Raw genomic sequence first — 17,703 nt, 5'->3', positions numbered from 1 at the left:
CCAATTTCTGCACAGATGGTACCTCCTGTCAACGGGATGTCAGGAGACCTAGCACCGTAAAAGCTCGCAACGCATGACAAGCACGCGTTTGCGGGCGATGCGCCAGGCCGGCCTCGACCCTGCTACGCCACATCAACGCGCGGCCCGAACCAGGTGGTCAGCGCATCGGCCAGTCCCTGTTGGCTTCCGGAACCAACCCATGCCACGTACCCGTCCGGGCGGATCAGCACCGCGACGGGCCTGGCGACGGCCCCGAGAACTGGCAGCTCCCAGTCGCCGTCGTACACGGCGTCGACCTGCTGGACCCGATCCGCCCATGGCTTGATGTCCAGCATGCCGGGCGTGCCGAGGTTGATCAGCACCGGCCGGGCATGATGCAGCAAGGTAAACAGCCGCACCGGCCCGCTGGCGGTGAGCAGATCGAGATCGGGCATTCGCCGCCCAAGCAACGGATGGCGCTCGCCCAAGCCGTAACGAACGTCCAGGCCGGACATTTCGGCCGCGATGCGTTTGCGAGGCTCGTCCATGCCGAGCAGTTCGGCAATGGTGTCGCCCAGAGCCTTGGTGCGGTCATCCATGCGCCGAAGCGCGACCTGTGCCATCGTGTTGCGCAACACACGGGCGGCGACCGGATGGCGCTCGGCATGGTAGCTGTCGAGCAGGCTGTCCGGTGATGCCCGTTTGACGACCTGGGCCAGCTTCCATCCCAGGTTGACCGCGTCCTGCACGCCGATGTTGAGGCCCTGTCCGCCCATTGGGGGATGGATATGCGCAGCGTCGCCGGCCAGCAGGACACGTCTGTCGCGGTAAGCGGCAGCCTGGCGCGTCATATCGGTGAAACGAGAGAGCCAGGTCGGACTGTGGACGCCGAAATCGGTGCCATAGATAACGGTGAGCGCCTCGCGGAGATCGTCCAATGTCGGTTCACCACCGATGATCAGTCGTTTCTCGGTCAGCACGATGCCCAACCGGTCGCCGTCCTCGATCTTGCCTATCGCATGGGTTCCGTGGGCGTCGCTGCGAAAGCCCAATGGCGGTTCTTCCGACATCTCGACCTCGGCGATCATCCAGCTCATCGTCGGATCCCATCCAGCGAATTCGATGCCCGCCGCCTTGCGGATCGTGCTGCGTCCACCGTCGCATCCGACGAGGTACTGCGCCTTCATCCGTCGGCCATCGGAAAGCCCCACATCCACGCCACTGTCGTCCTGCATGAAATCCGTGACTTCCTGTCCGCGATGGATCGGCACCCCCAATTCGCTGATCCAGTCGGCCAATATCCGCTCGATGTGGTTTTGCCGCAGCGCCAGCAGATAGTTGTGCCGGCTGGGAAAGTCGCTGATGTCCAAACGGATCATGTGGAAGCCGACGGTCGGGAAGCATTGCCCCTGGGAGAGGAACCGGTCGGCGATCCCGCGCTGGTCGAGCACCTCGATTGTGCGTGCGTGCAGGCCACCCGCGCGCAAGCCAATCAGCTGCTGGGTCGGGCGCCGCTCGACAATGGCGACGTCGATGCCCGCCAATGCGAGTTCGCCTGCCAGCATCAATCCTGTCGGGCCGCCCCCGGCGACAATCACCGCATGATTTCGACGCGATCCATCTGTCGGTGCACGCATTCCCGTCACTCCGCTCCTATTGGCTAGGGCCGCGGTTTTACGGGAGGAACCCGGGCTTGAAGCAAGCCCCTTGGGCGCCATATGTATGAAGTGAGGAGCAACGCCCTCCGCCGGATGGCAAGAGAGCGTGCGCCGCAGCTCTCCACATCGTGGCTCGCCTTTTACAGTCCAAATGCTGTCGATATCCTGTGCGCAAAAAGCTCCTGATATCCAGAGGTTGGCGCAGAATCCTGATGCTATTTTGAAAGGGGGCCGGTCGGCGTTTGGCAGCGGTACGAGGAGGCCACTATGTGCCAGCGCCGGCCGGCCGACCCCACGGACCCAGGAGATGCGGCGGACCTGAGCATCATGGGGTATTTTTTGATCGACCCGGCTGTCTGTCCTCGTGCCGGCGTCGCTCTGTCCGTGGCCGCACATTTGCGCAAGAGCTTATGAAAATCAACAGTTTCTTAACCAAGCCTCGTGAATCGCTTGGATTAAGGTAAATGGGTAACCTTGCCGGATTGACGGATACTCTTACCCGGTCCGTCAGGCAGCCTTGGCGACGACGCGGTTGCGGCCACCGCTCTTGGCTTCATAGAGCGCCAGATCGGCGCGTTTCATCAGCGCCGCCACCGTATCCACCCCCTTCAGCACCGACGACACGCCGACGCTGACGGTGACCTCGATGGCCTTGCCGTCAGGCCCGATGACGAACGGCATCTGGGCGATTTCGGCGCGGATGCGTTCGGCCACCTTTTCGGCGATCGCTCCATCGGTGTCAGGCATGACCACTACGAACTCCTCACCGCCGAACCGGCAGGCCAGATCGATGCCGCGCACGTTCTTGCGCAGCCGCCGCGCGAATTCCCGCAGCACCTCGTCGCCACCGTCATGGCCGTGCGTGTCGTTAATCGACTTGAAGCGATCAAGGTCGGTGATCATCACCGACAGCGGCCGGCGCCGCGCCACGGCGCGGTCGAACAGCGTCTGGAGATGGCTGTCGAGATAGCGGCGGTTGTGCAGCCCGGTCAGCCCGTCGGTCACCGCCATTTCGATCGTCTGCGTCACGCTGGCGCGCAATTGGTCGTTGTAGCGCTTGCGGCGCACCTGGGTGCGCAACCGCGCCGTCAGTTCCTGCTGGTCGATCGGCCGCATCAGATAGTCGTTGATGCCGAGTTCGAGGCCGCGGATGATGCGCTCCTCCTCGCCCTCCTCCGCCAGCAGGATGATCGGCAGGAAGCGTGTGCGATCGAGCGAGCGCAGTTGCGAGCAGAGCCGAAGCGGATCGAAATCGGCGAAGCTCGTCGAGATCATCACGCATTCATAGGGCGTCTCCGCCGCCTGGAAGAAGCCGGCATGCGGATCGCTGGCGACATCCAGGTCAGCACAGTCGCGCAGCATCTTCTGGACGCGCTCGATCGACGATTTGCGCTCATCGATCAGAAGCACTTTCGGCGTCGTGTCCTCGGAGGCGAAATTGCGGCTGAGCAACTCTTCGATGCCGATGTTGCGCGTGGTCGAAGCGCGCAGCCGCAACTCGTCGGTCAGCGACTTCAGCCTGACGAGACTCTTGACGCGCGTCATCAGTTGCAGGTCGTTGACGGGTTTGGTCAGGAAATCGTCGGCGCCGACCTCAAGCCCGCGCACCCTGTCGGAAACCTGGTCGAGTGCGGTGATCATTACCACTGGAATATGCGACGTCGCCGGATCGCTCTTCAGGCGGCGGCAGACCTCGAAGCCGTCCATGTCCGGCATCATGACGTCGAGCAGCACGACGTCGACCTTACCGTTCTCGCAGGTCTCGATCGCATCCGGGCCGTTGGTGGCGGTCAACACCTCGAAATATTCAGCCAGCAGCCGAACCTCCAGCAGCCTGACATTGGCAGGGATGTCGTCGACGACGAGAATCCGAGCGGTCATTTCACAAGGCTCCGGCTTTGGCGGCAAGGTGCATCAGGAATCACCCAGGTAAGACTTGATGGTTTCGATGAAGCGCGGCACCGAGATCGGCTTGGAGATATAAGCCTCGCAGCCGCCCTGGCGGATGCGCTCCTCGTCGCCCTTCATCGCGAAGGCAGTGACGGCAATGACCGGGATGACGTGCAGGTCGTCGTCTTCCTTCAGCCATTTCGTCACCTCCAGCCCAGACACTTCAGGCAACTGGATGTCCATCAAAATGAGATCCGGCCGGTGCTGACGCGCCAGATCGAGCGCTTCCAGACCGTTGCGGGTGCGAACTGTCTCGTAACCGCTTGCTTCGATGAGGTCCCGAAAGAGCTTCATGTTGAGCTCATTGTCCTCGACGATCATGACCTTCTTAGGCATCGATATCCCGTCCCGGCCGCTGTTCCGCTCGAAGGCGGCCGTTATGCGCCCTTCCGGGACGCACCAAACCCTACTCGACTCTACGGCAATATGATTGACGAAACGGAAACCTGCGGCGAGAAAAGCTGCTCCGTTTCCACCTCGGGTCCCGCACTGAAGAGGTAACGACTTGCCGCAAGCGACGCTTGCCATTACTGCGGAAGAGACTCACATTCCGCATACCCTGAAAGGTAATGATGGCAAACGCAGCGTCAATGCGCGAAGAGGCCGAAACCATTGCCGTGAAGGCTCTGGCCTTCGTCGCCTCTGATCCCGAACTGCTGCCTCGCTTCCTGGCCATCACCGGCATCGAGGCGCATTCGATCCGCAAAGCTGCCGGCGAGCCGGGATTTCTGGCCGGTGTGCTGCAGTTCGTTCTCGCCCACGAACCCACATTGCTGCGTTTTGCCGAGGAAACCGGCACGCCACCGGCCTCCGTCGGCAAGGCGTTGCGCGCGCTGCCGCTGGGCGACGATAACCACGAGCATTCTATATGAGTGACGATCCCAAGGCGGCGCCCCGATCGCCAGGTCGAGCGAAGTCTGACTCTTGTCGCCCGGTTTGAGCGACAAGCATAAAACGAAGGCTTGAGGCGCGTCGCGCCAATCCGTTCGAAGGCGACGCGCTTTGGTGAGCCGAGTGGCTACGGTGTCGGATCCGCCTGGTCCGTCTCGTCGCCGCCATCGTCAATGCTGTCGTCCTCGGCAGGATCGGCCGGCTTCAGCATGACGCCATTGACAATGACCGAACCGTCCGGCTTGGCGTTGACGACCCATTCCATGCGGCCGTCCGTCAAGGTCTTGCCGAACCCTTTCACCATCAGGGCCACAGGCACGTACTGCGCCACCTCCGGTTCCGATTTCGCCGCTTCCTGCAGGCCTTCGACGATCTTGTCGAAGCCGGCGACGTCCACCGTCACATTGGCTTCCGGCTTCTCGCCAGGAAACGTCATTTCGCCTTCCAAGGCGATTTCGGTATCCTTGTTCTTGATGGTGCTATGGCCAATGACCACCTTCGGCGTCTTGGCCATGAAATCGGTTTTGAGCTGCTCTCCGAATTCGGCCGACAGCGGCGGGTTCTTGTTAAGATCAAAGGCTTCGATTGCCTTCTTCGCCATGCTGTCGAGATCGATGTTGGCGCCGCCGAAGTTCAGGTCGATATCGGTCGGCAGCAGCGCCATGCTCCAGCTCGGCAGAAGCTGCTGCGGCACGGTCAACCCCGACGCCTTGATCCCGTAGCCGATCGTACCGCTCTGGGCGACGCCATCCATTCCGAAGGCGGTGCTGAGCTGCGCCGCACCGAACGTGCCGACCGGGCTCTCGACCGCGAAATTCTTGAACCCGTATGTCCCGTCGATGCGCTCCCACACAGGAAGCGCGGCGAGCAGAAGCGATTTGAGCTGCGCCTGGTTGGCTTTCAGCGTGGCTTCATTCTCATTGGCGACGGCAAATGCCAGGAGATCGAGCAGCGGCTTGGTCTGCACGCCCTTGCCTTTGGCATCCACCGACAGTTCCGGTGATTTGACGGTGACCGGGAATTTCAGTCCGCTTTCGGGATCGTCGAATTTGATCGCCTCGACAAAGTTCGACACTTTTTGCGACAACGCGAAATCGACCCCGCCATTGGCAGCCTTGGTAGCGGCCATGGTCGCGGTGCCGCCGTCGGCGCTGACTTCCATGTGCTGCTTGGCATCTTGCGACACCATCGTCATGCCCGCCATCGAACTGGTGCCGCTGGTAAAGGCCGCCAGATTGGGGTCGTAGACACCGGAACCCTTGCCGTCCTTGATAGAAAATTGCGTGCTCTGCAGCCCCTGCGGCCCGTTGAACTCGAAGGAGGCGCTGTGCGAAAGATCCATCGAGACATCCCAGGTCCCGTCGCTGCGCGGCTTGACCAGCAGGGCGTAGGGCGCAAAGTCGAATTTCAACAGCTTCTGGTCGGGCAAGGTGCCGGCGAGCGCCTTGAAATCGAACATGATCTTGTAGGCGCCGCCTTCGACCGAGACCTTCAGGATGCCCTTGTCGAGGGTCTGTTTGCCGACATAGCGGGACAGGTTCTCGGATAGCTGCTTCGCACCCTGGCTGTCGACGCTCTGGCCGAAAGCGGGCGCGCTGAGCAGAAGCGCGGTAAAGGCGATTGGCAACATCCGGTTCACGTAGAATTCTCCGTTTGGTCGAAAAGGCAAAATCGTCTCCTACTTCTGGTAGGGAAAGACCGTCACAACTGCAAGACGGCGAAGTTCAGGCGCTCGGCTCCAGCACCAGCCGCATCAACGGCCGGCCCGCCTTGCGTTCCAGGAGCCGCTCGAACCCGGCCTTCTCGAACACGCGCGACGAGCCCACGAACAGCCCGATGGAGCGTGAATCCTTCGACAGGTCTATCGGGCAGGCTTCCACCATTCGCGCGCCGTTCCTGCGGGCGAAATCGATGCCGCCTTCGACCAGGCGATGGCTGATGCCCCGGCCCCGTGCCTTGGCGCGGATGAAGAAACAGGAAATTGCCCAGACGCTCGGATCCGATGCGTCCGCGGGATCGACCGGAGCCGAGCCCCGGCCCCGGTTGTTCCACTCGGGCACGTCGGCGCGCGGCCCGATCTGCATCCAGCCGACTGCCTTGCCGTCCTCGAACGCCAGCATGCCCGGTGGCGGGCCTGCTTCGATGCGCGCCCTGATGTGGTCTTTGTTGCGTTCGCGGCTGCTTTCGCGCCGAGCCGCCGGCGCCAGCCGGAAATGCGTGCACCAGCAGCCGTAGCAGGCGCCCTGCTTGCCGAAGAGATCTTCGAATTCACGCCAGAGCTCAGGCGCCAGCGGCACTATGGTCGTGCTCATGCGTTCTCCCCAGGCCAAGCTTGTCGCTAGCCTTGCACTGTCGTACCATTGTGTTTGTTCTCTTTATGTTCGCAGCGATGGCGGCTCCTGTCAATAATCCTGATCACGGTTTCTGCCGCGACTGCCTGGCCTTTCAGCGCAGCGACGCCAGGCGCTGCGAGCGATGCGGCAGCCCCAGGCTTGCCCGTCATCCCGAGCTGTACCGGCTGCATCTGGCCCATATCGACTGCGACGCTTTCTATGCGGCAATCGAAAAACGCGACAACCCGGCGCTGAAGGACAAGCCGCTGATCATCGGCGGCGGCAAGCGCGGCGTCGTCTCCACCGCCTGCTACATCGCCCGGATAAGGGGCGTGCGTTCCGCCATGCCCATGTTCAAGGCGCTCGAGGCTTGCCCCGAAGCGGTGGTTATCCCGCCCAATATGGAAAAGTACGTGGTCGTCGGGCGCGAGGTGCGCGCCATGATGCAGGCGCTGACGCCGCTGGTCGAGCCGCTCTCGATCGACGAGGCGTTTCTCGACCTTGCCGGAACCGAACGGCTGCACGGCCTGCCGCCGGCGGTGGTGCTGGCCCGTTTCGCGCTGGCCGTCGAGAAGGAGATCGGCATCACCGTTTCGTCAGGTCTGTCCTACTGCAAGTTCCTGGCTAAGGTGGCGTCGGATTTCCGCAAACCGCGCGGCTTCTCGGTCATCGGCGAAGCGGAAGCCGTGGGTTTCCTCGCCGCACAGCCGGTGAGCATGATCTGGGGGGTCGGCAAGGCATTCAACGCCACGCTCGAACAGGACGGCATCCACACCATCGGCCAGCTCCAGAAGATGGACCGTGGCGACCTCATGCGCCGCTATGGCGTGATGGGCGACCGGCTTTACCGGCTCTCGCGCGGCGAGGACGTCCGCCGCGTCGATCCCGACCAGGACGCCAAGAGCGTATCGGCCGAAACCACTTTCGACACCGATATCGCTTCGCTGGACGAGCTGGTCTCGGTGCTGCGGGGCCTTTCGGAAAAGGTCTCGGCGCGGCTGAAGAAATCCGGCATCGCCGGGCGCACGGTGGTGCTCAAGCTGAAGACGCAGGATTTCAAGATCCGCACCCGCAACCGCCAGCTCGGCGACCCGACCCGGCTCGCCGACCGTATCTTTTCGACCGGGGTCGAGCTGCTGCGCAAGGAAACCGACGGCACCAAATACCGGCTGCTCGGCATCGGCGTCAGCGATCTTTCCGCCGATGACAAGGCCGATCCGCCCGATCTGGTCGATATCCAGTCGCGCAAGCGGGCCATGGCCGAAGGCGCCATCGACGCGCTGCGCGACAAGTTCGGCCGCAAGGCGGTGGAAACCGGCTATACGTTCGGCAAAGGCCGCGACACCCACCCGCCAGAGCCGCTGGAAGACTGATAAGGATATCAGCTGTCGAGATTTAGGTGCGCTGCAGATCGATCCTGCTTGTCACCATGCTCTTGCCGGTTTTCGGATCAGTGTCGATCACCGTCAGCCGCATGCCGTTCTCGCCTCGTTTCTCGACCTTCATCTGCGCCTTTCGGTCACCATTGACCTCCTTGGCCCAACGGATGCCGAGATTGATCGCGTTGCCCGAACGGGTGCCGTTCAATTGCGCAGGCCCGGTACGAGACCCGACATAAGTGCCGCTATATTTCGCTCCGGCAGTCCTCAGGTCCGCGCTGATGGCGCGCGTCACCACGATAAGCCCTCGGCAATTGCCATCGAGCGACAATGAGGTCGACGTCGCGTTTGACCTGAACGTGCAGGACACATTCACCGTCGGCGCGTCGGTAGTCACCTTGACGATGCCCTTGCCGGTGAAATTGCCCTTGAATGACTGGAGAAATCTGGACTCGTCGGCATGTGCCGCGCCTGCCGTGACCAACAGGCAGCCAGCAAGCGCAAATTGCGCAAATGATCTCATCGAAATTCTCCTATCGACATTGAAAGGCACCTGCGAAGCACTTCCGATATTCGGAACTCAACGCCCCCTGCCGTGCCAGGTTCCGCCTTCAACATGACTGTTTTGCAACATCCGGCTGGCCCAGAAGAATGCGGCTGCTAGCGGTTGCGGCAAAAGCCACGGCCTGCGACATAGCGGAAATGGCACCCACCCCTTCCATCCCCAAGGCCGCGTTCTGGATGGCGCTGTCGATCGCCTCGTTCCTGGCGATGTCGGTCGCGGGCCGCGCCACCACGGCCGAGCTCAACGTTTTCCAGGTGCTGGAGCTGCGCTCGGTGATCGGCTTTTTCATCCTGCTGCCGCTGGTCATGCAAAATGGCGGCTTTGCCGCCATGCGCACTGGGCGCCCCCTCGCCCATGTCACGCGCAACGTGGTTCACTATACCGGCCAGGCGGCGTGGCTCTACGCCCTGACGCTGATCCCTTTGGCGGTGCTGATCTCGATCGAATTCACGACGCCGATCTGGACGGCGATCCTTGCGGTCACCTTTCTCGGCGAAAGGCTCACCCGGCCGAAGCTCGGCGCCGTGGCGCTCGGGCTGATCGGTGTCGTGATCATCGTGCGCCCAGGCGTCGGCTCGGTCGATCCGGGACATCTGGTCGTGCTGGGCGCGGCAATGTGCTTCGGCATCTCGCTGGTCCTGGTCAAGTCGCTGACGCGGACCGACAGCGTTGTGCGAATCATCTTCTGGATGCTGATCATCCAGTCGGTGCTCGGCCTGATCCCGGCGCTCTACGAATGGCGCAACCCTTCGCTCGAGCTGTGGCCGTGGATCCTGCTGATCGCCTTCACTGGCATGTCGTCACATTTCTGCATGGCCTGGGCGCTGAGCTACGCCGATGCCACCGTCATTTCTCCGATGGATTTCCTGCGCGTGCCGCTGTCGGCATTGATCGGCTGGCTGCTCTACAAGGAGCAGATCGACGCTTTTACCGCAGGCGGGGCATTGCTGATCCTGATGGGCAATATGCTCAACCTGCAGCGCCGGCAGCCAAAGCCGGCGCAAGCGGCGGCATCGTAGCGCGCCTCAATCGCCCCTCAATCACCGCTGTCGGGTATGTTGAGGAGGTGGCCGCAGGCCTTGCAGTGAACGGCGTCCGGCTCGTGCCGTTGCAGGCCGCATTGCGGACAGGGAAAGAACACCTTGGCCGGTCGGAAGATCGCCTGCGCCAGCCTGACGAACAGCGATATGCCGATGATCATGGTCACGATCGCCGTCAGTTTCCCCGCCATTCCCGGCAGCACGATGTCGCCGAACCCGGTCGTGGTCACCGTCGCGACGGTGAAGTAAAGCGCGTCGATGTAGCTTTCCAGCCCCGCTCCGCTGCGGAAGAAGAAAGTGTAGACGAAACCGGTGATCACGAAGAGGAACGTCAAGAGATTGATCACCGCGTGGCTCGCTTCGCGCCAGGGCCGCAGGCCCTGCATCTCGAAATGCCGCCAGAGCGAACCGCTGCGCGACAGCGACCACAGCCGCAGGATGCGCAGAAAGCCGAGATTGGCGAGCGCCGTCGGCATCAGCAGCGTCAAAAGGATGAAAATGTCCACCCAGGAGGTCGGCTGCTTCATCAGCCGCAGCATGTCGTTCGAGGCAAGCAGCCTGGCAACCAGGTCGGCGGCGACCAGAGCCGCCACCGCATAGTCGAGCCACAGGAATGAGGCCGACTGCTGGATGACGGGCGTGGCGATGAAGAAGGCAATGATGGCCAGGTCGATGATGACCGCAACCAGCTGAAACCGAAAAGCCGCCGGCGTGCGGCCGTGGTAGAGCTTGCGCAGCGTGTCGCGCAGCCACGCCATTGTGGAACGGTCCTGCAATCCGTCGCTGTCTTTCGTCTTCATGGCAATTGCGGTGACTTGAGCGGCGGATGCCGCCCGGCGGATTGCCACCAGTCCCCGGAAGGGGCGATCACACCAGCTCCACTTCGACCACGCCTGGCACGGCGCGCATCGCCGAGGCGATTTGCGGCGAGACGCGGTAGCCCCCCTGCAGGGCAATCTCCACCTCGCCCTGCGCTTCTTCCTTGATAACGATGATGCTCACCTGACTTTCACCACGCTGGGTAAGCTGCGATTGAATGATCGAGGCAGGCGCATCGTTTCTGACGAAGATGCGCAGCGCCTTCTGGATGCGGCTGGCCTCGTCCTCAAGCGACTGCACGGTCTGGATGCGCAGGTTGACGCCCTCCGGCCTGTCCTCCGCCGCCACGGTAATGACCACGGAGCGGCCCGGCTCCAGCATGTCGCGATACTGCGCCAATCCTTCGGAAAACAGTACCGCCTCATACTGGCCGGACGTGTCCGAGAACTGCACCACGCCCATCTTGTTGCCGGTCCGCGTCTTGCGCTCCTGCTTGGTGGTCACGGTGCCGGCGAGGCGCCCTGCGGTGGCACCGCGCTTGACCGCGGCCGAAAACTCCGCCCAGTTCTGCACCCGCATCTTCTGCAGCGCCGCCTTGTACTCGTCCAGCGGATGGGCGGAGAGATAGAAACCGACCACCTGGAATTCGCGGTGCAGGCGGTCGGCGGCGAGCCACGGTTCGGTCACGGGCAAGTTGAGCGCCTGCGACTGTGCCCCTAGAGACGCGCCGAAAATGTCGGCCTGGCCTGAGACGGCGTTCTGCTGCGCCAGTGACGCCAGCCCCATCATCCGCTCGACGCCAGCCATCATCGCGGCGCGGTCATGGCCGAAACAGTCTAGCGCTCCGGCCATGATCAGGCTTTCGAAGACGCGCTTGCCGACGATTTTCGGATCGACCCTCTCGCAGAAATCGGCCAGGCTCTTGAACGGCTTCTCGCCGCGCATGGCGACGATATGCTCCACCGCCGCGTCGCCGACGCCCTTGAGCGCGGCCATCGAATAGTAGATGCGGTTCTCGCCGACCTCGAAGGGACGAAAGCTTGATATCACCGACGGTGCCACCACCTCGATGCCGAGGCGCAGCGCATCCTGGCGGAAATCCGCGAGCTTGTCGGTGTTTCCCATGTCGAGCGTCATCGACGCCGCCAGGAACTCGACCGGATAATGCGCCTTGAGATAGGCTGTCTGGTAGGAGACGACGGCGTAGGCGGCCGCGTGCGATTTGTTGAAACCGTAGTCGGCGAACTTGGCCAGCAGGTCGAAAATGAAGTCGGCCTGCGGTTTGGCCACGCCGCGCTCGACCGCGCCCGAGACGAAGCGCTCACGCTGCTTGTCCATCTCGGCGCGGATCTTCTTGCCCATGGCGCGGCGCAAAAGGTCGGCTTCGCCCAGCGAATAGCCGGACAACTCCTGCGCGATCTGCATCACCTGTTCCTGGTAGACGATGACGCCTTGCGTCTCCTTCACCAGATGGTCGATCTTGGGATGGATCGAGGCCATCTCCTCCTCGCCGTGCTTCCTGGCGTTGTAGGTCGGGATGTTCTCCATCGGTCCCGGCCGGTAGAGCGCGACCAGTGCGATGATGTCCTCGATGCAGTCGGGCCGCATGCCGATCAGCGCCTTGCGCATGCCGGCACTTTCCACCTGGAACACGCCGACCACTTCGCCGCGCGACAGCATGGCGTAGGTTTCGGGATCGTCGAGCGGGATCGTCGCCAGGTCGATATCGATGCCGCGGCGGCGTATCAGCTTCACCGCCGTCTCCAGCACGGTCAGCGTCTTCAGGCCGAGAAAGTCGAACTTCACCAGCCCGGCCTGTTCGACATATTTCATGTTGAACTGGGTGACCGGCATGTCCGAACGAGGATCGCGGTACATCGGCACTAGCTCCGACAGCGGCCGGTCGCCGATGACGATGCCGGCGGCGTGCGTCGACGCGTGGCGATAAAGCCCTTCCAGCTTCTGTGCCATGTCGAGCAGCGTCTGGACGATCGGCTCCTTTTCGGCCTCCTCGGCAAAACGCGGCTCGTTGGCGATAGCGTCCGCCAGTTTCACCGGATTGGCCGGGTTCTGCGGCACCATCTTGGACAGCTTGTCGACCTGGCCGTAAGGCATCTGCAGCACGCGGCCGACGTCGCGCAGCACCGCGCGGGCTTGCAGCGTTCCAAAGGTGATGATCTGGCCGACCTGGTCGCGTCCATATTTCTGCTGGACATAGCGGATCACCTCTTCGCGGCGGTCCTGGCAGAAGTCGATGTCGAAATCGGGCATCGACACGCGGTCCGGATTGAGGAAGCGCTCGAACAGCAGCGAGAAACGCAGCGGATCGATGTCGGTGATGGTGGTGGAATAGGCGACCAGCGAGCCCGCACCCGAGCCGCGCCCCGGCCCGACTGGAATGCCTTGCGACTTGGCCCATTTGATGAAGTCGGCAACGATCAGGAAGTAGCCTGGGAATTTCATCTTCTCGATGATGCCGAGCTCGAACTCGAGCCTCTCGCGGTATTGCTCGACCGTATAGCCCGGCGTCGGTCCGTGCGCGGCAAGCCGGGCCTCCAGCCCTTCACGCGCCTGGCGGGCAAGTTCGGCGGCCTCGGCCTTCTCGGCTGCGTCCTTGTCCGACGCGTCGCCGCCGGTAAAGCGCGGCAGGATCGGGCTGCGGGTTTTCGGATAGTAGGAGCAGCGCAACGCGATCTCGACCGTGTTGTCGATCGCTTCCGGCAGATCGGCGAACAACGCTGCCATCTCAGCCTGGCTACGCAGGAAGTTATCCGGTGAAAGCCGGCGGCGATTGTCCACGGCGACGACCGAGCCCTCCGCTATGGCGATCAGCGCATCATGCGCGTCATAATCGTCGCGCGAGGAGAAGAACGCCTCGTTGGTGGCGACGAGCGGTAATTCGTGGGCATAGGCGAGATCGATCGTGGAATGTTCTATCAGCCGGTCGTAACCGGAAACTCGTTCCAGTTCGACATAGAGCCGATCGCCGAACAGGGCTTTCAGGGTCGACAGCCGGGTCTCCGCGAGATCGCGTCGATCCTCCTTCAGAGCCGCGCCGATAGGGCCGCGGGGACCGCCGCTGAGGCAGATCAGCCCGTCTGCCTGGCCCTCCAGCATCTCGCTGGTCAGATGCACCGCCTCGCCGGGCGGCGTCTCCAGATAGACGCGGCTCACCAGCCTGACCAGATTGGAATAGCCGGCCTCGGTCGCCGCGATAAGCACGACTGGCCGCATCTCGGGCCCCTGCCGCCGGCGGTCGCGCTGGCCGTCGACGTTCTCGCCGGAAAAGGCGAGCGCGATCTGGCAGCCGATGATCGGCTGGATGCCGTCCTTCACCGCCTTCTGCGCGAATTCGAGCGCGCCGAACAGATTGTTGGTGTCGGTGACCGCGATTGCCGGACACTCGTCCTTGACCGCATGGCCGACGATCTTGCCGAGTTGGAGCGCGCCTTCCAGCAGCGAATAGGCCGAGTGGACGCGAAGATGCACGAAAGGACGCGCCGGCGCTTCTGGCGCCGCCCCCTTCACTGCCGCTTCGCGTAGCAAGGGGTCGCGTGGAAGTCTGTCATCCGCCATGGTTTTTCGCGTTTCCCGAAGGACTTGAGTCGATCAAGATGTATTGTCCGGCACCGGGCGATGCCAGTCCAGCACAAACGAACATCGGCCACAGGCTTCCGCCCGCCCTCGCTTCAGGCGAATTCCATGATCACCGCGTCGACGGCCAGGCTGTCGCCCGGCTTGACGTTGAGTTTCGCCACCACGAGATCGCGCTCGGCGCGCAGCACGTTCTCCATCTTCATCGCCTCGACGACGGCCAGAGTCTCGCCGGCCTTGACCTCCTGGCCTTCGGCGACGGCGATCGAGACGACGAGGCCGGGCATGGGACATAGCAGCAGGTTGGACGTGTCGGGCTCCAGCTTTTCCGGCATCAGCCTTTCCAGCACGGCAATGCGCGGCAGCATGGCGCGCGCTGTCACCGAAAGCCCTTTCCAGGCGATGCGAAGGCCGTTTGGCGCAGGGCGCAGTTGCGCCACCATTTCGTGCCCGCCGACGCTGCCGCGCCAGACGAGTTCGCCCGGCCGCCAGGCCGACGAAACCGTCAGCGGCTTGCCGCCCTCGATGGACAAGTCGACTTCCATCGGAATGGAGATTATGCCCTCCAGGATGGACGCGGACAGATAGTCCTTGCCAATCTTCACCACCCAGTCGCGCTTGAGTGCTCCCGAATGCGGCGCCAAGCGCCCGCCCAGCCGGTCGAGTCGGTCGCGGCGCAGCAATTCGACCACGGTGGCGACCGCCGCCAACACGGCCTTGTCGTCATGGTCGGGCAGGATCGGCGCAAAGCCGTCGGGATATTCCTCTGCGATGAATCCGGTCGAAATCCGCCCTTCCCGCCAGCGCGGATGCTGCATGAGCGCCGCCAGAAAAGGGATGTTGTGCTCGATGCCGTCGACGACAAAACTGTCCAACGCTTCGGACATCGCGTCGATTGCCTCCAGCCGGGTCGGCGCCCAGGTGCACAGCTTGGCAATCATCGGGTCGTAGAACATCGAAATCTCCGATCCCTCGGTGACGCCGGTGTCGTTGCGGATGACGACGTCGCCGACTTGCCCTTCCTGTGGCGGTCGATAGCGCGTCAGGCGGCCGATCGACGGCAGGAAGTTGCGATACGGATCCTCGGCATAGAGCCGGCTCTCCACCGCCCAGCCATTCAGTTTCACGTCGCTTTGCTTCAAGGCGAGCTTCTCGCCGGCTGCCACACGGATCATCTGCTCGACCAGATCGACACCGGTGACAAGCTCCGTCACCGGATGCTCGACCTGCAATCGTGTATTCATTTCAAGGAAATAGAAGTTTTTCTCAGCGTCGACGATGAATTCCACCGTGCCGGCGCTCTGGTAGTCGACGGCCCTGGCCAGCGCCACCGACTGCTCGCCCATGGCCTTGCGCGTCCTGGCATCGAGGAAAGGCGATGGCGCCTCCTCGGCCACCTTCTGGTTGCGGCGCTGGATCGAGCATTCGCGCTCGCCGAGATAGAGCGCGTTGCCATGCGCGTCGGCCAGCACCTGGATCTCGATGTGGCGTGGATCGACGATAAACTTCTCGATGAAGACGCGGTCGTCGCCGAACGAGCTCTTGGCCTCCGAGCGCGCCCGGTCGAAGCCGTCGCGCACCTCGGCCCGGTTCCAGGCGATGCGCATGCCCTTGCCGCCGCCACCGGCCGAGGCCTTGATCATCACGGGATAGCCGATCTCTCCGGCGATCTTCTCCGCGTGGTCGGCGTTCTCGATGACGCCGAGCCAGCCGGGAACCGTCGAAACATTGGCGGCGTTGGCGAATTTCTTCGATTCGATTTTGTCGCCCATGGCCTTGATGGCCTTCGGCTTCGGCCCGATGAAGACGATGCCCTCCTTCTCCAGCGCCTCGCAGAAGGATGCGCGCTCGGACAGGAAGCCATAGCCGGGATGCACGGCCTGAGCGCCGGTCGCCTTGCACGCCGCGATGATTTTCTCGGGCACGAGATAGCTCTGCGCGGCTGGCGACGGTCCGATATGCACCGCCTCGTCGGCCATCTCGACATGCACGGCATCGCGATCGGCGTCGGAATAGACGGCGACCGTGGCGATGCCCATCCTGCGCGCGGTCTTGATGACGCGGCAGGCGATCTCGCCACGGTTGGCGATCAGGATTTTGGTGAACATGCGGGCAAATTCCCCTCCGGCGGACGGTCCAGTTCTATGGATTATGTCGCCATGTCTCAAGTACCGTGTGCGTGGCGCGAACGCCTGCGGTCAAGGGTATGCTACCTGCGTCAAGAAAGCCGATATTTCGTCTCATCTGGCGGTTGATGAGCAGGCCAAAACCTGAAAGCCTGAGCGCAAAATTGCGATGGAGGATTGCCAGATGAAAACCCGCGCCGCTGTTGCCGTTGCTGCCGGAAAGCCGCTTGAGATCATGGAGGTCGACCTCGACGGCCCGCGCGAGGGCGAGGTGCTGGTCGAGATCAAGGCGACCGGCATCTGCCACACCGACGAGTTCACGCTGTCGGGTGCCGATCCCGAGGGCCTGTTTCCCGCCATTCTCGGCCATGAGGGCGCCGGCGTGGTAGTCGATGTCGGCAAGGGCGTCACCTCGGTCAAAAAGGGCGACCATGTGATCCCGCTCTATACGCCCGAATGCCGGCAGTGCCCGTCGTGTTTGTCGCGCAAGACCAATCTGTGCACCGCCATCCGCGCCACGCAGGGGCAAGGCCTGATGCCGGACGGCACCTCGCGCTTCTCGATCGGGGGCGAAAAACTGTTTCACTATATGGGCTGCTCGACCTTCTCCAACTTTACGGTGCTGCCGGAGATCGCCGTGGCCAAAGTCAATCCCGACGCGCCCTTCGACAAGATCTGCTACATCGGCTGCGGGGTGACCACCGGCGTGGGCGCGGTCATCAACACCGCCAAGGTCGAGCAAGGCGCGACCGCGGTGGTCTTCGGCCTCGGCGGCATCGGGCTCAACGTCATCCAGGGCCTGAGACTTGCCGGCGCCGACATGATCATCGGTGTCGATCTCAACAACGACAGACGAGCCTGGGGCGAGCGCTTCGGCATGACGCATTTCGTCAATCCGAAGGAGATCGACGGCGACATCGTTCCCCATCTCGTCAACATGACCAAGCGCGGCGCCGACCAGATCGGCGGCGCCGACTACACGTTCGACTGCACCGGCAACACCAAGGTGATGCGCCAGGCGCTGGAGGCTTCGCATCGCGGCTGGGGCAAGTCGGTGGTCATCGGTGTGGCGGGCGCCGGCCAGGAGATCTCGACGCGGCCGTTCCAGCTGGTCACCGGGCGGACCTGGATGGGCACCGCCTTCGGCGGCGCGCGCGGCCGCACCGACGTGCCCAGGATCGTCGACTGGTACATGGACGGCAAGATCGAGATCGACCCGATGATCACCCACACGCTGAAACTCGAGGACATCAACAAGGGTTTCGACCTCATGCATGAGGGCAAGTCGATCAGGAGTGTCGTGGTTTATTGAGGGCGGCCACACGCCGCGGGCAACGGGCCCGCGACCTCTGTGGTCAAAAATGGGAGG

General features: G+C 63.0%; 13 protein-coding genes. 4 read left to right on the top strand and 9 right to left on the bottom strand.

Features of this window, described 5'->3' with window-relative positions:
- Window positions 1-122 precede the first annotated feature (122 nt).
- The 3 genes from FJ953_RS05620 to FJ953_RS05605 all read right to left on the bottom strand — a co-directional run bounded on the left by FJ953_RS05620 (window position 123) and on the right by FJ953_RS05605 (window position 3,923).
- Window positions 123-1,616 (bottom strand): FAD-dependent monooxygenase, encoded by a 1,494-nt coding sequence (locus FJ953_RS05620; protein ID WP_140623448.1) that lies wholly within the window; start codon window positions 1,614-1,616, stop codon window positions 123-125.
- Between the two features lie 528 nt (window positions 1,617-2,144).
- A complete protein-coding gene (locus FJ953_RS05610) occupies window positions 2,145-3,518 on the bottom strand; it encodes a PleD family two-component system response regulator (RefSeq protein WP_140562440.1) in 1,374 nt (457 codons plus the stop codon).
- A gap of 33 nt (window positions 3,519-3,551) precedes the next feature.
- Window positions 3,552-3,923 carry a response regulator gene (locus FJ953_RS05605; RefSeq protein ID WP_140501538.1) on the bottom strand — a complete coding sequence of 124 codons (372 nt, stop codon included), beginning with the start codon at window positions 3,921-3,923 and terminating at the stop codon, window positions 3,552-3,554.
- A gap of 236 nt (window positions 3,924-4,159) precedes the next feature.
- On the opposite strand from FJ953_RS05605, the gene FJ953_RS05600 reads away from it, so the two are divergent.
- On the top strand, window positions 4,160-4,459 hold the full coding sequence (locus FJ953_RS05600; RefSeq protein ID WP_140501536.1) for a DUF3572 domain-containing protein: 300 nt from the start codon (window positions 4,160-4,162) through the stop codon (window positions 4,457-4,459).
- 146 nt (window positions 4,460-4,605) lie between these two features.
- On the opposite strand, the gene FJ953_RS05595 is transcribed toward FJ953_RS05600, so the two are convergent.
- Together FJ953_RS05595 and FJ953_RS05590 are read right to left on the bottom strand one after the other, a co-directional pair.
- Window positions 4,606-6,108, bottom strand: a complete 1,503-nt coding sequence (locus FJ953_RS05595; RefSeq protein WP_140623510.1) for a hypothetical protein — start codon at window positions 6,106-6,108, stop codon at window positions 4,606-4,608.
- Window positions 6,109-6,202: 94 nt separating this feature from the next.
- A complete protein-coding gene (locus FJ953_RS05590; protein WP_140520982.1) occupies window positions 6,203-6,790 on the bottom strand; it encodes a GNAT family N-acetyltransferase in 588 nt (195 codons plus the stop codon).
- A 65-nt stretch (window positions 6,791-6,855) separates the two neighbouring features.
- Between FJ953_RS05590 and FJ953_RS05585 the strand changes: the two genes are divergently transcribed.
- Window positions 6,856-8,184, top strand: coding sequence for a DNA polymerase IV (locus FJ953_RS05585; RefSeq protein WP_140623446.1), 1,329 nt, complete (start codon window positions 6,856-6,858; stop codon window positions 8,182-8,184).
- Window positions 8,185-8,206: 22 nt separating this feature from the next.
- On the opposite strand, the gene FJ953_RS05580 is transcribed toward FJ953_RS05585, so the two are convergent.
- A complete protein-coding gene (locus FJ953_RS05580) occupies window positions 8,207-8,713 on the bottom strand; it encodes a hypothetical protein (protein WP_140501529.1) in 507 nt (168 codons plus the stop codon).
- Between the two features lie 179 nt (window positions 8,714-8,892).
- Between FJ953_RS05580 and FJ953_RS05575 the strand changes: the two genes are divergently transcribed.
- Window positions 8,893-9,774 (top strand): DMT family transporter, encoded by an 882-nt coding sequence (locus tag FJ953_RS05575; protein WP_140623444.1) that lies wholly within the window; start codon window positions 8,893-8,895, stop codon window positions 9,772-9,774.
- A 17-nt stretch (window positions 9,775-9,791) separates the two neighbouring features.
- Here FJ953_RS05575 and FJ953_RS05570 read toward each other — a convergent pair whose 3' ends face one another.
- The 3 genes from FJ953_RS05570 to FJ953_RS05560 form a co-directional block, all read right to left on the bottom strand.
- Window positions 9,792-10,595, bottom strand: coding sequence for a potassium channel family protein (locus FJ953_RS05570; protein ID WP_140501525.1), 804 nt, complete (start codon window positions 10,593-10,595; stop codon window positions 9,792-9,794).
- 67 nt (window positions 10,596-10,662) lie between these two features.
- On the bottom strand, window positions 10,663-14,190 hold the full coding sequence (dnaE, locus tag FJ953_RS05565; RefSeq protein WP_140623442.1) for a DNA polymerase III subunit alpha: 3,528 nt from the start codon (window positions 14,188-14,190) through the stop codon (window positions 10,663-10,665).
- A 113-nt stretch (window positions 14,191-14,303) separates the two neighbouring features.
- Window positions 14,304-16,316: an acetyl/propionyl/methylcrotonyl-CoA carboxylase subunit alpha gene (locus FJ953_RS05560; protein ID WP_140623441.1), complete on the bottom strand. Its 2,013-nt coding sequence runs from the start codon at window positions 16,314-16,316 to the stop codon at window positions 14,304-14,306.
- Window positions 16,317-16,518: 202 nt separating this feature from the next.
- Here FJ953_RS05560 and FJ953_RS05555 point away from each other — a divergent pair, with 202 nt between their 5' ends.
- Window positions 16,519-17,646, top strand: coding sequence for an S-(hydroxymethyl)glutathione dehydrogenase/class III alcohol dehydrogenase (locus tag FJ953_RS05555; RefSeq protein ID WP_140579701.1), 1,128 nt, complete (start codon window positions 16,519-16,521; stop codon window positions 17,644-17,646).
- The last annotated feature ends 57 nt before the right edge of the window (window positions 17,647-17,703 follow it).

Source organism: Mesorhizobium sp. B2-3-6, from assembly GCF_006442305.1.
Classification (GTDB): Bacteria; Pseudomonadota; Alphaproteobacteria; order Rhizobiales; family Rhizobiaceae; genus Mesorhizobium.
The sequence above is the reverse complement of the archived record's forward strand: the minus strand, read 5'-3'. Positions and strand labels throughout refer to the sequence as shown.

Coding starts and splice junctions, on each gene's coding strand:
- FJ953_RS05620 (WP_140623448.1), bottom strand. CDS start 1,616: ATGCGTGCACCGACAGATGGATCGCGTCGAAATCATGCGGTGATTGTC.
- FJ953_RS05610 (WP_140562440.1), bottom strand. CDS start 3,518: ATGACCGCTCGGATTCTCGTCGTCGACGACATCCCTGCCAATGTCAGG.
- FJ953_RS05605 (WP_140501538.1), bottom strand. CDS start 3,923: ATGCCTAAGAAGGTCATGATCGTCGAGGACAATGAGCTCAACATGAAG.
- FJ953_RS05600 (WP_140501536.1), top strand. CDS start 4,160: ATGGCAAACGCAGCGTCAATGCGCGAAGAGGCCGAAACCATTGCCGTG.
- FJ953_RS05595 (WP_140623510.1), bottom strand. CDS start 6,108: ATGTTGCCAATCGCCTTTACCGCGCTTCTGCTCAGCGCGCCCGCTTTC.
- FJ953_RS05590 (WP_140520982.1), bottom strand. CDS start 6,790: ATGAGCACGACCATAGTGCCGCTGGCGCCTGAGCTCTGGCGTGAATTC.
- FJ953_RS05585 (WP_140623446.1), top strand. CDS start 6,856: ATGTTCGCAGCGATGGCGGCTCCTGTCAATAATCCTGATCACGGTTTC.
- FJ953_RS05580 (WP_140501529.1), bottom strand. CDS start 8,713: ATGAGATCATTTGCGCAATTTGCGCTTGCTGGCTGCCTGTTGGTCACG.
- FJ953_RS05575 (WP_140623444.1), top strand. CDS start 8,893: ATGGCACCCACCCCTTCCATCCCCAAGGCCGCGTTCTGGATGGCGCTG.
- FJ953_RS05570 (WP_140501525.1), bottom strand. CDS start 10,595: ATGAAGACGAAAGACAGCGACGGATTGCAGGACCGTTCCACAATGGCG.
- dnaE (WP_140623442.1), bottom strand. CDS start 14,190: ATGGCGGATGACAGACTTCCACGCGACCCCTTGCTACGCGAAGCGGCA.
- FJ953_RS05560 (WP_140623441.1), bottom strand. CDS start 16,316: ATGTTCACCAAAATCCTGATCGCCAACCGTGGCGAGATCGCCTGCCGC.
- FJ953_RS05555 (WP_140579701.1), top strand. CDS start 16,519: ATGAAAACCCGCGCCGCTGTTGCCGTTGCTGCCGGAAAGCCGCTTGAG.